The 14,818-nt window shown below is 73.8% G+C and carries 13 protein-coding genes; 4 read left to right on the plus strand and 9 right to left on the minus strand.

Annotated features, from left to right (window positions below):
- Positions 1–306: 306 nt before the first annotated feature.
- Together BAW75_RS25485 and BAW75_RS25490 are read right to left on the minus strand one after the other, a co-directional pair.
- Positions 307–852: an LOG family protein gene (locus BAW75_RS25485; protein WP_104115151.1), complete on the minus strand. Its 546-nt coding sequence runs from the start codon at positions 850–852 to the stop codon at positions 307–309.
- A gap of 2 nt (positions 853–854) precedes the next feature.
- A complete protein-coding gene (locus BAW75_RS25490; RefSeq protein WP_043328443.1) occupies positions 855–1,736 on the minus strand; it encodes an LOG family protein in 882 nt (293 codons plus the stop codon).
- 154 nt (positions 1,737–1,890) lie between these two features.
- Between BAW75_RS25490 and BAW75_RS32445 the strand changes: the two genes are divergently transcribed.
- Positions 1,891–2,052, plus strand: a complete 162-nt coding sequence (locus tag BAW75_RS32445; protein ID WP_166457212.1) for a hypothetical protein — start codon at positions 1,891–1,893, stop codon at positions 2,050–2,052.
- A gap of 46 nt (positions 2,053–2,098) precedes the next feature.
- Here the strand turns inward: BAW75_RS32445 and dapE are convergent, their stop codons facing one another.
- A complete protein-coding gene (gene dapE / locus BAW75_RS25495) occupies positions 2,099–3,172 on the minus strand; it encodes a succinyl-diaminopimelate desuccinylase (RefSeq protein WP_104115152.1) in 1,074 nt (357 codons plus the stop codon).
- A 105-nt stretch (positions 3,173–3,277) separates the two neighbouring features.
- On the opposite strand from dapE, the gene dapD reads away from it, so the two are divergent.
- On the plus strand, positions 3,278–4,237 hold the full coding sequence (dapD, locus tag BAW75_RS25500; RefSeq protein ID WP_104115170.1) for a 2,3,4,5-tetrahydropyridine-2,6-dicarboxylate N-succinyltransferase: 960 nt from the start codon (positions 3,278–3,280) through the stop codon (positions 4,235–4,237).
- 51 nt (positions 4,238–4,288) lie between these two features.
- Here the strand turns inward: dapD and BAW75_RS25505 are convergent, their stop codons facing one another.
- The gene (locus tag BAW75_RS25505; protein WP_104115153.1) at positions 4,289–7,627 is read right to left on the minus strand and encodes a S8 family serine peptidase; all 3,339 of its coding nucleotides are present in this window, start codon (positions 7,625–7,627) and stop codon (positions 4,289–4,291) included.
- A gap of 140 nt (positions 7,628–7,767) precedes the next feature.
- On the opposite strand from BAW75_RS25505, the gene BAW75_RS25510 reads away from it, so the two are divergent.
- Both BAW75_RS25510 and BAW75_RS25515 read left to right on the plus strand, forming a co-directional pair.
- Complete coding sequence (locus BAW75_RS25510) at positions 7,768–8,334, plus strand: sugar O-acetyltransferase (protein WP_064447909.1); 567 nt, start codon at positions 7,768–7,770, stop codon at positions 8,332–8,334.
- 83 nt (positions 8,335–8,417) lie between these two features.
- A complete protein-coding gene (locus tag BAW75_RS25515; protein ID WP_104115154.1) occupies positions 8,418–11,003 on the plus strand; it encodes a hypothetical protein in 2,586 nt (861 codons plus the stop codon).
- Between the two features lie 42 nt (positions 11,004–11,045).
- On the opposite strand, the gene BAW75_RS25520 is transcribed toward BAW75_RS25515, so the two are convergent.
- The 5 genes from BAW75_RS25520 to fdxA are packed head-to-tail and all read right to left on the minus strand — an operon-like array spanning position 11,046 to position 14,793.
- Positions 11,046–11,693, minus strand: coding sequence for a nucleoside/nucleotide kinase family protein (locus BAW75_RS25520; protein WP_104115155.1), 648 nt, complete (start codon positions 11,691–11,693; stop codon positions 11,046–11,048).
- Entirely contained in the window at positions 11,693–12,337 is a 645-nt protein-coding gene (locus BAW75_RS25525; RefSeq protein ID WP_030504648.1) for an SIMPL domain-containing protein, read from the minus strand. Before BAW75_RS25525 ends, BAW75_RS25520 begins: the two co-directional genes overlap by 1 nt.
- A 5-nt stretch (positions 12,338–12,342) precedes the next feature.
- Entirely contained in the window at positions 12,343–13,359 is a 1,017-nt protein-coding gene (locus BAW75_RS25530) for a prephenate dehydrogenase (RefSeq protein ID WP_069087329.1), read from the minus strand.
- A gap of 1 nt (position 13,360) precedes the next feature.
- Complete coding sequence (dapC, locus tag BAW75_RS25535; protein ID WP_104115171.1) at positions 13,361–14,470, minus strand: succinyldiaminopimelate transaminase; 1,110 nt, start codon at positions 14,468–14,470, stop codon at positions 13,361–13,363.
- A complete protein-coding gene (fdxA, locus tag BAW75_RS32660) occupies positions 14,467–14,793 on the minus strand; it encodes a ferredoxin (protein ID WP_007464872.1) in 327 nt (108 codons plus the stop codon). Before fdxA ends, dapC begins: the two co-directional genes overlap by 4 nt.
- Positions 14,794–14,818 lie beyond the last annotated feature (25 nt).

Raw genomic sequence — 14,818 nt, forward strand, 5'->3', positions numbered from 1 at the left:
CCGGCGTCGTGGGTGACCCCCGCCCCCGCGCCGCCGGGCCGGCGCACCAACCGGTACGCCTGCATCACCGACATCCCACCACGCCGGTACGACACCCGGAAACCGACAGTCGTCCCGCCCGTCACCAGCTCACCTTGCCCGCGGCGCGCACCATTGCCGGCTCCGCCCCACGCCCGGCTCCATGCGTTCACGCCACCTCGGCGAAGTGGCCGCATCACGCGCGCCCGGACACCACCACCTCCCCGAAGTGGTGTCGATCAAGCACGCCGAGACGGTGGTGAACAAGCACGGGTGGCCGGGCGCGCGTCAGGTGAGGCGGGCGTCGATCAGGTCGAGCGCGGCGGGCACGCTGTCGGCGACCATCAGCAGGTCCAGCGCGGCCGGCTTGAGGAAGCGCTGCTCGCCGAGCCCGCGGATCCAGTCGAGCAGCGGCCGGTAGAAGCCGTCCACGTCCACGATCACCATCGGCTTGGCGTGCAGGGCCAGGGTGGCTGTGGTCCACACCTCGAACAGCTCGTCCAACGTGCCCAGGCCGCCGGGCAGCGCCACGAACGCGTCGGACTTCTCGTCCATCAGCGTCTTGCGGTCGGCCAGGCTGTCGGTCACCAGCAGCTCGTCGGAGTCCAGGTCGGCGACCTCCAGGTCGACCAGGGACTGCGGGATGACGCCGATGGTGCGGCCGCCGGCCGCCCGCGCGCCCTCCACCACGGCGCCCATCATGCCGACGCAGCCGCCGCCGCTGACCAGCGTGTGACCGCGCCGGGCGAGTTCCGCGCCGGTCTCGGTGGCCAGCGCGAGCCAGCGGTCGTCGAGGGTACGGGAGGACGCGCAGAAGACACAGACGTTCGCCACGTTCAGCTCCGTCCGGCCGGGCCCTCGGGGGCGGCCTCGGCGGCGGCGCGCTGGTCGGCGGCGACCCGGGCGACCGCCTCCTCGCGTACCGCCTCCTGCTCGGCGGAGAGCACCGCCTCGGCCTCCACGATGTGCCGGACCGCTTCGTTGACGTCGTCGGTGAGCCGGATCAGGTCGAGGTCGGCCGGGCCGATCTTGCCCTCGGCGGCCATCGTCGTACGCAACCAGTCGAGCAGTCCGCGCCAGTAGTCGGTGCCCATCAGCACCACCGGGAACCGGGTCACCTTGCCGGTCTGCACCAGGGTGAGCGCCTCGAACAGCTCGTCCAGGGTGCCGAAGCCGCCGGGCAGCACCACGAACGCCTGGGCGTACTTGACGAACATGGTCTTGCGGGCGAAGAAGTAGCGGAAGTCGATGGCCAGGTCGACCCAGTCGTTGAGGCCCTGCTCGAACGGCAGCTCGATGCCGAGCCCGACGGAGAGGCCGCCGGCTTCGCCGGCGCCACGGTTGGCGGCCTCCATCACGCCGGGGCCGCCCCCGGTGATCACCGCGTAGCCGGCCCGGGCCAGTGCCGCGCCCACTTCCTCGGCCATCCGGCACTCCGGGCTGTCCGGCTTGCTGCGGGCGGAGCCGAAGACGCTCACCGCCGGGGGCAGGTCGGCGAGGGTGTCGAAGCCCTCGACGAACTCGGACAGGATCCGCAGGGCCCGCCAGGCGTCCTTGGTCTTCCAGTCGCTGCGTCCCCGGGAGTCGAGCAGTCGCTGATCAGCGGTACTCGTCGGAATCGCCCGGTTGCGCAGCGTCACCGCACCGCGGTGCCGTTCCGCCCGACGCGTCTCCCCCCGCTGCCCCTGCCCAGCCGTCTTCCCGCTGCTCTCGCCCATGTGGTCACCGTAATGGAGCGGATCCGGCGGGACGCGCTGGCCCGGGAGCCGAAGAAAATCTGGGATACGGGCAACTAAATCGCTGGCTCGTACGTCTTACTATTCACATACCCGGTATACCCCGGGCGACGCGCCTTCGGGGGAGGAGCCAGCGTTGATCAGTAACAGCGAGATGATCCGGATTCGCCGTCAGATGCAGCGGCGGATCCGCGACGTGGTGGCCGAGCGCCGCCGCGCCCGGATGATGGAGACCCACCGCACCGACCTCACCGGCGAGACCGGCGAGGCGGACGCGCCCCTGACGACCAGCGTCTGACGATCCGGGGCCCGCCAGGCGGGTGCGGGCCCCGGATCGCGGCGCGTCAGGCCGGGGCCAGCCAGCGGTGCAGGGTGGCCGCGCCGTCCCGGATCTTGGTCAGTTCGACGTGCTCGTCCTTGTGGTGCGCCAGGTTCGGGTCGCCGGGCCCGAAGTTCAGCGCCGGGATGCCCATGGCCGCGAACCGCGCCACGTCCGTCCAGCCCAGCTTGCCGATCGGGGCGGCGCCCACCGCCGTCAGGAACTCCTGCGCCGCCGGGTTGTCCAGCCCGGGTGGCGCGCCGGCCGCCGCGTCGGTGACCGCCAGGTCGAAGCCGGCGAAGACCTCGCGCAGGTGCGCCTCGGCGCCCGCCGGGTCGCGGTCCGGGGCGTACCGGTAGTTGATCTCGATCTCGCACCGGTCGGGGATGACGTTGCCGGCCACCCCGCCGGTGATCCGTACCGCGTTGAGGCCCTCGCGGTAGTCGCAGCCCTCGATCGTCACCCGGCGCGCCTCGTACGTGGTCAGCCGCCGCAGCACCTCGCTCGCGCCGTGGATGGCGTTCACCCCGTGCCAGGAACGCGCCGCGTGGGCCCGCTCCCCGTGCGTGGTGATCACCGCCCGCATGGTGCCCTGGCAGCCCGCCTCGACGATGCCGTACGTCGGCTCCAGCAGCACCGCGAAGTCGGCCTCCAGCCACTCCGGGTGGGTCTGCGCGACCAGGGTGAGGCCGTTGTACTTCGACTCGATCTCCTCGGCCTCGTAGAAGAAGTACGTGACGTCGTAGCGCGGGTCGGGCAGCGTGACCGCCAGGTGCAGGGCGAACGCCACGCCGGACTTCATGTCGGAGGTGCCGCAGCCGTACATCAGGTCACCGCGCATGGTCGAGGGGAAGTTGCCGTTGAGCGGGACGGTGTCCAGGTGGCCGGCGAGCACCACGCGCTGGGCCCGGCCCAGGTCGGTACGGGCCATGACGGTGTTCTGGTGCCGGTACGTGGTCAGGTGCGGCACACGGCGCAGCACCTCCTCGACGCAGTCGGCGATCGCCTTCTCGTTGAGGGAGACCGACTCGATGTCGACCAGGGCGCGGGTCAGCGCCACCGGATCGGCCAGGACCTCGGGGGTCAACGGGTTCTGCATGTCTCGCACGGTACCGTCAACCTCGGCGGGCCAGGGAACACGTTCGGCGAGGCCCGCGGCCGCGAGCAGCGGCGGACGCCGTTGCCGGAGGAGAAGGGTGACATCGTGACGTCCGCACCATCTGCCTGGGGCATCGGCCTGGCCACCGTCACCGCCGAGGACCAGGTGCTCGACACCTGGTACCCGACCGGCAAGCTGGGTCTGGGCGAGCTGCCGCTGGTGCCCGGCGAGGACCAGGCCGACGTGCTCGACCTGCCGCCGGGCGCGATCGGCGAGCGGGCGCTGCCCGGTCTGCGCACGGTCGAGGTGACCACGCTGATCGGCTCGCTGGACGACCCGATCAAGGACGCGGCCGACGCGTACCTGCGGTTGCACCTGCTCTCCCACCGCCTGGTGCGGCCGAACGAGCTGAACCTCGACGGCATCTTCGGCAAGCTGGCGAACGTGGCCTGGACGTCGGCCGGTCCGTGCCCGCCGGAGCGGGTGGACGAGCTGCGTGTCATCGAGCGGGCGGCGGGCCGCCACCTGGCCGTGTACGGGGTCGACAAGTTCCCCCGGATGACCGACTACGTGGTGCCGTCCGGGGTGCGGATCGCCGACGCGGACCGGGTCCGGCTGGGCGCGTACCTGTCCTCCGGCACCACCGTGATGCACGAGGGCTTCGTCAACTTCAACGCGGGCACGCTGGGCACCTCGATGGTCGAGGGCCGCATCGTGCAGGGCGTGGTGGTCGGCGACGGCTCCGACGTCGGCGGCGGCGCCTCGATCATGGGCACACTCTCCGGCGGCGGCACGGAGAGGGTGCGCATCGGTGAGCGCAGCCTGATCGGCGCGAACGCCGGTGTCGGCATCACGCTCGGCGACGACTGCGTGGTGGAGGCCGGCTGCTACATCACCGCCGCCTCGAAGATCACCCTGCCGGACGGCCGGACGGTCAAGGCCCGCGAGCTGTCCGGCGTCGACGGGCTGCTGTTCTGGCGCAACTCGGTGACCGGCGCGCTGGAGGCGAAGCCCCGCACCGGGCAGGGCATCAAACTGAACGCCGCGCTGCACGCCAACGACTGAGCCGTACCCCCGTCCGGGTCCGCGCCCACCGCGCGGACCCGGACGGCCGGCTCACCGCAGGCGGTACGCCTGGATGATCCGCTGGGTCACGGTGTTGCCGGCGTCGTCACGGGCGGTGGCCCGCAGCGACGCGTACCCCGGGCCGGCCGGGTGCCGGACGGTGGCCGTCCACGCCCCGCCCTGCTTCTTCACCGTCGCCTTGCGCCAGGTCTTCCCGCCGTCGTAGGAGACGTCGACGGTGAGCGCGACGACCCGGCCGGACGGCGCGCCGGGCTGGCGCTGGACCGCCACCGGCACGGTGAACGTCCGGCCCGCCGGTGCCGAGCTGTCCACCGCCAGCGGCGGGGTGAACCGGACCGCCATGGCCGGCAGCCGGGCCGGCACGTCACCCGGAACCCGCTTGGAGCGGAACGTCCAGCTCGCCGAGACCTCGGTGCTCAGGTCGGTGAAGCCGCGCTTCGCCACGGTCTCCAGCCGGTAGTTCGCCGCGCCCGGCGGCACCGTGAACTCGCCGTACCCCGGGTAGGGCGACTCGCCGACCAGCTTGCCGTTGCGGAACAGCCGCGTGTGCTCGGTGTCGTTCAGCGAACCGCCCGGGTGCCCGGCCGCGTCGCTGTGCACCGGCAGCGCGACCACGATGCTGTCGCCGATGCGGGTGATGCTCTCCTCCGGCCAGCGCGGCTGCGGGAACGACGGGCCGAAGGGGCCCTTGTTCCATTCCTCGGTGTAGGTGCGCCCGGCCCGGTAGCGGGTGGGCACGGACTGCAGCACCGCCCGCGCCTCCAGCCAGCCGTCCTCGCCCCGCTCACCGAAGTCCAGCTCGGCGCTCCAGCGGGTCTTGGCGGTGGAGAGGTGCTCGATCCGCTTGCCGGGCAACTGGACCGGCAGGACGATCGCCGAGCCGCCGATGTCGTAGTCGGACTCCGGGAACACGACCCGTTCGTTGTCCATCCCGGTGTAGCCGGCGGCGAACCGGCTCGTGACGGTGGCGAAGTCGGCGGGCCGGTAGTGCCTGACGAAACCGGTCGGGAACCGGCCCGGGAACTGCTCGTTCAGGCCGTAGAAGTACGGGCTGCGCTCGGGCGCCTTCGCCTCGGTCCACTGGCTGGCGACCGCGCCGACGAAGAGGTCGGCGGAGACGTTGCGGCCGACCTGGCCCGAGTAGAGACCGTCGAACTTGTCGGCCCAGAGCCCGAAGCTGGCTTGGAAGTCGTCGAGCTTCCAGGCCGCGGTGAGGTCGATCAGCAGCGGTACCGCGCCGCGCTGCGGCACCGTGGTACGGACCGGCTTCGCCGCCCGCGCGTCCAGCACGAGCCGCTGGTTGCCGGTCACCACCAGCTCCGGCTGGGCGAGGAAGGAGACTTCCGACCAGCCCTCGTCGCCGGCTGCGAAGATCAGGCTCTGCACGCCGTACCGGCCCTTTGGCACCCGCAGCCGGGCCTCGCCGTCGGCGTCGTACACGTCGCGGTAGCTGGCGTCGTCGAGCCCGAGCAGGCTGGTGAAGTAGTCACCGGTCAGAGCGCCGGAGCGGTTGCGGTGCGTCACCGTCAGGTCGTAGCTCTCCACCTCGCGGTCGACCGCGAGCGGGGTCACCGCCACCGCGTCGCCGGCGCGGGCGACCAGGCGGCCGGTCCAGTAGCCGTCGGCGCCGCCGAGCCGGGTGTCCACGACCACCGTCACCTGGGCGCTGCCGCCCGCCGGGACGGTGAGCCGGGAGGCGCTGAGGGTGAGCATGCCGGCCGGCGCGGACCGTCCGCCCGGCCCGGTGAACTCGGTGCTCAGGTCCAGCGTGACCGGGGCGGTCCCGCCGTTGCGGTAGGTGACGGTCCGGCTGATCGGCTGGTCGTCGGTGTGCGGCCAGGTCGCCACGCCGAACGAGACGGACGGCGGGTCGCTGGTCACCTGCTGGGTGATCGCGCGGGCGAGGTCGACCCGGCCCGCGCCCTGCTGGTACGCGGTCTGCTCCGGGTGCGGCTTCGCCGAGGCCATCAACGTCGCCTTGTAGCTGGCGGGCGTCCAGCCGGGGTGCTGCTGGGCGAGGAGCGCGACCGCGCCGGCCACGTGCGGCGTGGCCATCGACGTGCCGGACAGTGCGGCGTACTTGTCGCCCACCGGGTCGCCGATCTCGCCGTGTGCGGCCCGGGCGGCCACGATCTCCACGCCGGGCGCGGTGATGTCCGGCTTGATCGCTCCGTCGCCGACCCGGGGGCCACGGCTGGAGAAGTCGGCGAGCGCGTCGTCGCGGTCCACGGCGCCGACCGCCAGCGCGGCGTCGGCGCTGGCCGGCGACCCGACCGAGCCGTCGGCGCCGTCGTTGCCGGCGGCGATCACGAAGAGCGTCCCGTGCTGCTCGGTGAGCGTCCCCACCGCCTCCTCCAGCGGGTCCACCTCCGGCGTGTCGCCGCCGCCGAGACTCATGTTGACCACAGTGGCGTGCTGTTCGGCGGCGGCCCACTGCATGCCGGCCAGGATGGCCGACTCGGTGCAGCCGTAGACCTCGCAGACCTTCCCGGACAGCAGCGTGGCGTCCGGCGCGACGCCCCGGTACTTTCCGCCGGAGGCGGCCCCGCTGCCGGCGATGGTCGAGGCCACGTGGGTGCCGTGCCCGACGATGTCGTCCGGGTTGGTCTCCTCGGTGAAGTTGCGCGACTCGGCGACCTTGCCCGCCAGGTCCGGGTGGGTGAGGTCGACGCCGGTGTCGAGCACCGCGACCCGGACGCCCTTGCCGGTGTATCCGGCGGCCCAGGCGGTCGGCGCGCCGATCTGCGGCACGCTGTGGTCGAGCGTCACCCGCCGCCGGCCGTCGAGCCAGATCCGCTCGACACCCCCCGCCGCGTCGAGCCGGGCACCGGAACTGTCGGCGCTGACCGCGTTCCAGAGCGCGCCGGTGTCGCTCTTGGACGCGACGACCGCCGCGCCGGTGATCGCCGGCAGGTCGCGGGTCACCCGGGCGCCGGCGAGCGGAGCCGCCGCGCGCCGGGCCACCCCCGGCCGGTACGTCACGAGCAGCGGTACGGTGTCGCGCCGCGCGTCGTCGTAGCCGGCCTCGATCAGCCCGGTGACGTCGAACAGCCGCCGGTCGAGCTTGCCGGCGCGGACCAGCGGGAGCGCGTCCTGCGGCAGCACGGTGAGGCGGTCGCGCTCGCGGCGGACCAGGAACTCGATGCCGGTACGCCCGGCGCCGGGGCGTACCGCGGCGTGGCCGCCGGTGACGGTGACCCGGTCCCCGGTGATCAGGGTGACGGTGGCCGTACGGTTGCCGGCCTGTTCGGACGGGCCGGTGGGCGCGGTCGGGCCGCTGGGCGCGGCAGCCCGCGCGGGCACCGGCAGACCGAGCGCCAGCGCCAGGGCCATGCCCAGCGCGCCCAGTTTTCTGCGATTCCGGAGCAACCTTCCTCCTTCGTCGAACGTTTCATCGATGAGGGACACATCGATGCGGGTATCAGCATTGCATACCGCGTATGCATCGGGAAGTCGCCGATCCGACGGAACCGCCACCACGCTCCCGAACCGGCCGGGACGATCGAGCGATGACCTCCATGAAGGACCGGATGCTGGCCGGCGAGCAGTACATCGCCGACGATCCCGCGATCATCGCCGACCTGGCGCGCGCGGCCCGGCTCAGCGAACGCTTCAACCGCAGCTCCGCCGACGATCCGGCGGGCCGCCTCGCCGCGCTGCGCGAACTGCTCGGCTCACTCGGCGAGGACGCCTGGGTCCGGCCGCCACTGCACTGCGACTACGGACACCAGACGCACATCGGCCCGCGCACGTTCGTCAACTTCAACGCGGTCCTCCTCGACGTCGCCCGCATCACCATCGGCGCGGACGTCCAGATCGGACCGAACGTGCAGCTGCTCACCGCCACCCACCCGGTCGAACCGGAGGCGCGCCGGGCCAAGTGGGAATCCGCACAGCCGATCACCATCGGTGACAACGTCTGGCTCGGCGGCGGAGTGATCGTCCTAGCCGGGGTGACCATCGGCGAGAACACGGTGGTCGGCGCCGGCGCTGTCGTGACCCGCGACCTGCCGGCCAATGTGGTGGCGGTGGGTAACCCCGCTCGTCCGATCAGAAGCCTGACTCAGCCATCCTGAGCTGCGAGAACAACCGCTCCAGCGGATGCGGACTCCAGCCCCGGCGTGCACTCTGAGTAGTAGGGCGTTCACCGGGAGGCACTATGGAGCGGGTCCTCGAACTACGGGTGCACGGGGTGTCGAACACCCCGCCGGATCAGCTGCTCGGCCTGAAAGCAGGCGCGAACGGTGACGGTGGGCAACCAGCACTCGTCGCCGGCGGTCAGGTGACCGGCTTCTACCGGTCCACCACAGCCGGCCGGGACGACCCGATCACCGTCGAGGCGTACAGCTGGGGGCAGTTGACCTCCGGCGCGCGGACCCGGCGGGACGTGGAACGGGCGCTGTGGACGCTGCTGCTCCCTTTCGCCCTGGCAAACGTGGCGCTGCACGCCCGCGCGGGCATCCCGCCCGACCCGGACCAGGAGCGCTGGGCCAGCCGGTCCGGCATCACCGCCTGGCTCATCCGCCTGTTCTGCCTGAGCCTGACCTGCACGCTCGTCATGACCGTGACCGGCGTCGGCGTGGACCTGATCGGCTGGCAGTGCGTGGAGGCGGACTGCCTCGGCCGGCTCCCCGGGCCGTGGCAGTTCCTCGGCGACTCCTGGTGGCGGCAGGGCACCCGGGCGCTCGCGCTCGGACTGCTGCTGCCACTGCTCGTGCTGGCCGCGATCGGACTCGTCGCCTTCCGCACCTACCAGTACGAGGCGCAGATGCCCGCCGACCCGCACCACCATGCGCCCGTCCGGGAAGACGGTGAGCCGGTCGAACCACCGGAGCCGCGCGAGCCGCCGCAGAACCCGCTCCAGGATCCGACGTTCTGGAACGGGGAAGGGCAACTGCGCCGCGCCGCCGTGCTGCACCTGTGCACGGGCGCGGTCACCGCCGCCGCCGTACCCGTCACCGCGGTTCTCATCATGGATCCGCCGCGCGGCCTGCGGGCCGCTGTCGCCTGGCCGACCGTCGCGCTGCTCGCCGCCGTGGTGGCGATCGCCGTGATCGCGGTGGCCCGGCCCTGGTTGAGCCGGCGCCAGGGCGCCACCCCGCTCGGCCGGTGGAGCATCGCCGTCGCGGCGCTCACCGCGCTCGGTCTGGTCGGCACGTTCGTCCTGCTGCTGCTGCCCGAGGGACCGGCCGGCCAGCCGCTGTCGGCGTACCGGCCGCCGCTCGGGTGCGCGGCGCAGCCGGAGATCGCCGGCTGCCATGCCGACCGGTCACTGCCCGGGTACGACACCGCCATCGCCTGGCTCGTCGCCTACCAGGTGCTGCTGCTGGTGGCCATCGCCGCGGCGAACCGCTCCGGCCGGCGGGCACTGGCCGGTCCGGCAGCCGGGGCGCTGCTGCTGCCGCTGGGCGCGACCTGGATCGAACGCGGGCTGCCCGGCCTGCCCGACGCGCCGGACGCGCTGCGCACCTGGATGCTCGTCGGCCCGGCCGGTGTGCTGGCCGGCATCGGACTGCTCCTGCCCCGCCTGCGCCCGGCGGTGCCGACCCAGCCGCTCGGCGCGTACACCGATCTGGCCTGGCGGGGCTGCGCCCCGGCGGTCATCGCCGGTTTCGGCTGGATGATGGCGGCGGCCTACTGCGCCGGACTGCTCTACTGGGTCAGCGACCGGCTGGACGGGTCGGCCGAGCCGAGCGGCCCGAGCCGGGTGATACCTCCGCTCGCCGTCTTCTGGGCCGGGCTGGCCTGCGCGGTCGGCCTGCTCGCGCTGATCGGGCTGCTGGTCCGGGTCGCGGTCCTGCTGCACCGCCTGCGCCGGGTGGAGTACGCCCGGCTCACCGCCGCCCCCGGCCTGTCCGCGCACGACCGGCGACGCTGCCGCGACGTCAGCACGTACCGGGCGCTGCACCGGCTGGTCGGCGAGCACGCGGTCCGGCTGATGGGCTGCTACGCCGCGTTCTGCGCGATCCTGGTCACGCTCTGCTGCGCCGCCGCGCTCTCCGGCGAACGGCCGAGCCCGCTGTCCCCCTCCGGCTGGCAGACCGCCATCCACTGGACCGCCGAACGGGGAGACGCCATCCTCGGCTGGCTGCCGGTGGTGATGGCGGCGCTCGGGCTGCTGGTCTACCGCACCGACTCGGTACGCCGCTCGGTCGGCGTGATCTGGGACGTGTGCACGTTCTGGCCCCGGGCCGCGCACCCGCTCGCCCCGCCCAGCTACGCCGAGCGCGCCGTACCGGAACTCCAGACCCGGGTCGCGGGCCTGCTGGCGCTACCGCCGCACCACAGCGACCGGATGGACGGCGTCATCCTCTCCGGGCACAGCCAGGGCACCGTCATCTGCGCCGCAGTGCTTCTGCAACTGCCCCGCCGGTGGCGGCTGCGTACCTGGTTCTTCTCCTACGGCTGCCAGCTCACCCGGCTCTACGGGCGGGTCTTCCCGTCCTACTTCGGCCCGGAGCGGCTGCGTACGCTGGCCGGCGCGCTCACCTGGCCCGGCGGCCACGTGGCCTGGACGAACTTCTGGCGGGACACGGATCCGCTCGGCTGGCAGGTCAGCGCCGGGCAGCGGGACGTGCCGGTGGCGGACCCGGAGGCGCTGCACCCGACCGGCGGCGAGGTGGCCGATCCGCCCATCCGCAGCCACAGCGGCTACCCGGAGGCGGCGGAGTTCACCCGCGAGCGCGCCGTGGTGGCCCGGTTGCTGCGCCGCACCGTGCCGTCGCCCCGGCAGCGGGCCGGCTGACCGTGCGCCGGTGCGGCGGCGGGTCGGCGGCAGCGCCCGGCGTCACCCCGGCGGCGGGTCGGCCAGGCGTACCACCAGGTCGGCGTGCACGGCCGTGCCCGCGACCAGCCGGGCGTTCTCCTCGTCGCTGCCCAGCGCCCAGGCCCGGGCCTGCTCCGGCGACTTCCCGTACGCCTCGTGCCGCGCGGTGAGGCGGCGCACCCGCACCTCCGCGTCCAGGTCGAGGAACCAGGCCTCGTGCAGGAGCGTCCGCACCTCCTCCCACGGGTCGTCCCGCAGCAGGAGGTAGTTGCCCTCGGTGACCACCAGGCGCACCTCGGGCGGGACCTCGATCGCCGCGGCGACCGGCTCCTCCAGGTCACGGCGGAACTCCGGCGCCCACACCGACGTCGGCTCCAGCCGGCGCAACCGGCGCAGCATCGAGGCGAACCCGTTGACGTCGAACGTGTCCGGCGCGCCCTTGCGCCCCGACCGGCCGAGCCGCTCCAACGCCGTCCCGGCCAGGTGGAAGCCGTCCATCGGGACCAGCCGGGCGACCGGGCCGAGCGCGGCCACGATCCCTTCCGCCAGGGTGGACTTGCCCGCACCGGGTGCCCCGGCGATGCCGAGCAGCTGACGCGGGCCGGCCTCGGCAAGCGCGCGCGCCCGGGCGACCAGGTCGTCGAGCCCGAGCACCTCCGCCGCCGGCATCAGCCCAGCACCGGCTCGCTGATGGTGAACCGCGCCTCGACCGCCGCCTGCACCGGCTGCGGCGCCGGGTCCAACTCCAACTCCAGCTCCGGCTGCTCGCCGGAGCGCGCGTACGCCGCCTTGACCATCATCGGCGGGGACGCGCTCAGCCCGGTGTCGGACAGCTCCCGCAGCGCCGTCACCCGGGCGCCGAGCGCCTCGGCGTACTCCCGGGCCCGGACCAGCGCGTCCGCGATCGCCGCCTGCCGCGCCTCCCGGTAGGCCGGGCTGTCCGGCCGCAGCGACCACACCGGGCCGGCCACCTCGACCTGCTCCTGGTCGGCCAGGCGGAGCATCAGCTCGCCCAGCGCGGTGAAGTCGCTCGTCGTGACAGTGGTGCTCACGCTGCCCTGGTAGGCCACCACGCGGTCGCCGGAACGCCTCGTCACCGGCCAGACGTGCACCTGGCCGGTCTCCCGGCGCTCCACCGCCGGCTCGGCCGCGTCGAGCAGCGCCCGCACCGCGGCGGCCCGTTCGGCCAGCCGGGTCAGCGTGGTCTCGCGATCCCGGTCCCGGGCCGTCGCCGTCACCGTGAACCGCGCCAGCTCGGGCGCCACCTCCCGGTACGCCTCACCGCGTACCGCCACGACCGGTGCGTCCGCCATGCCGCTCAGCCTAACGGCGGCGTGGCCGGCAGGTGCCCCGTGTAGGTGACCGCGCCGCCCGCCTCGCGTACCCCGGTCAGGTGACCGCCCGCGGCGCCCAGCTCCCGCAGGTACGCCAGCTCGCCGACGTGGTCGGCGGCGCACGGGAACTCCCGCCGGTGCGCGGTGAACTCGCGCGCCCGCAGCGTGGACCGGGTCTGCCGCCCCTCGGCGAGGCGCTCGGCCAGCGCGTCGGCGTCGCCGGCGCGCAGCGCCTCGGTCAGCTCGCCCAGGAAGACGCCGAGCGCGTCCAGCTCGGCGAGGACGCGGTCGCGGTTCCCGAGCAGCATGTTCGCGGTCCGTTCGGGCGGCCCGCCGGCGACCCGGGTGCCGTCGGAGAAGCTCCCGGCGGCGAGCGTCAGAACCGCGTCCCGCAGCGCCGACCGGTGCACGGTGCCGGCCAGCGCCCCGGCGAGCACGTGCGGCACGTGCGAGGCGAGCGCCGCCGCTCCGTCGTGCTCCGGGGCGGACATCGGCACCACCCGGGCGTGGAAGACGTCCACGAGCAGCGCGGCCAGCCGCCGGAAGGCGTCCAGCCCGGTCGGCCCCGGGCAGAGCACCCAGGCGGCGCCGTCGAGCAGGCCCGGCTCGGCCGCGTCCGGTCCGGCCCGGTCGGCCCCGGCCATCGGGTGGCCCGGCACGAACCGGTGCCCGAGCCCCTGCACGGTGGCGACGGTGCTCACCTCGGCCTTGACGCTGCCGACGTCGGTGAGCACGCACCTGTCGTCGGTGACGGCGGCGACCCGGGCCAACGTCGCCGGCAACGTCGGCAGGGGGCCGCAGAGGAACACCACGTCCCGGCCGGCCACCGCGTCCTCGACCGTGTCGGCCACCACGACGCCCCGCTCGCGTACCCGCCCGCGGGTCTCCGGGTCCGGGTCCCAGCCGGTCACGTCGAGCCCGGCGTCGCGCAACCGGAGCAGCAGCGAACCGCCGATCAGCCCGGTGCCGACCACCGCCGCCCGTGCCAGCTCGCCCGCCATGTCAGGACCCGGCGAGCCGCCCGGCCACCGCGTCGACACGCTCGTCGGACTCGGTGAGCGCCACCCGGACGTGCCGGGCGCCGGCCGGGCCGTAGAAGATCCCGGCCGCGACCAGGATGCCCCGGCGGGCCAGCCAGTCCACCGTGTCCCAGCAGTCCTCGTCGCGGGTCAGCCAGAGGTAGAGGCCGGCCTCCGAGTGCTCGACCGTGAAGCCGGCCCCGGTGAACGCCGCACGCAGCTTCTCCCGCCGGACGCGGTAGCGCTCCCGCTGGGCGTCGGCGTGCTCCTGGTCGCCGAGCGCGGCCACCATCGCGGCCTGCACCGGCGCGGGCACGATCAGACCCGCGTGCTTGCGGATCTTGAGCAGCTCGGCCACCAGCGCCGGGTCACCGGCGACGAACCCGGCCCGGTACCCGGCCAGGTTCGAGCGCTTGGACAGCGAGTGCACCGCCAGCACGCCGTCGTACGAGCCGCCGCACACCTCGGGCGAGAGCACCGAGACGGGCTCGGCGTCCCAGCCCAGCGGCAGGTAGCACTCGTCGCTGGCCACCACGGCCCCGCGCTCGCGCGCCCACTCGACCACCTTGCGCAGGTGGGCGGCGGGCAGCACCCGGCCGGTCGGGTTGCCCGGCGAGTTGACCCAGACCAGCCGGACCCGGGGATCCGGGCCGAGCGCGGTCAGCGAGTCGGTGCGTACGGTGGTCGCGCCGACCAGCCGCGCCCCGTCCTCGTACGTCGGGTAGGCCACCGACGGCACCACCACCACGTCACCGGGGCCGAGCCCGAGCAGCGTGGGCAGCCACGCCACCAGCTCCTTGGAGCCGATCGTGGGCAGCACGCCCAGCCCGTCGACGCCCGCGCCGCAGGCCCGGGCGACCCACGCCGCGATCGCGTCCCGCAGCGCTGCGGTGCCGGCGGTCAGCGGGTAGCCCGGCGCGTTCGACGCGTCGGCCAGCGCCTGCCGGATCAGCTGTGGCACCGGGTCGACCGGCGTGCCCATCGACAGATTGACGAGACCGTCCGGATGCGCCGCGGCCGTGGCGGCCGCGGCGTCCAGGGTGTCCCAGGTGAAGTCGGGCAGCCGTGCCGAGACCGGCGAGCGCCGGTTCAGTGGCCCTCGCCGCGCGGCGGCTGCGCGGCGACGAAGGTGGCGTCCTTCTCCACCTTGCCGATCTTCGAGGCGCCACCGGGCGAGCCCAGGTCCTCGAAGAACTCGTAGTTGGCCCCGGTGTAGTCCTTCCACTGCTCCGGGACGTCGTCCTCGTAGAAGATCGCTTCTACCGGGCAGACCGGCTCGCAGGCACCACAGTCGACGCACTCGTCGGGGTGGATGTAGAGCATCCGGTTGCCCTCGTAGATGCAGTCGACCGGGCACTCCTCGATGCATGCCTTGTCGAGCACATCCACGCACGGCTCGGCGATGATGTAGGTCACCGGTCTTCTCCTCCGCAGACTCGTC

The organism is Micromonospora chalcea (assembly GCF_002926165.1).
GTDB lineage: Bacteria > Actinomycetota > Actinomycetes > Mycobacteriales > Micromonosporaceae > Micromonospora > Micromonospora chalcea.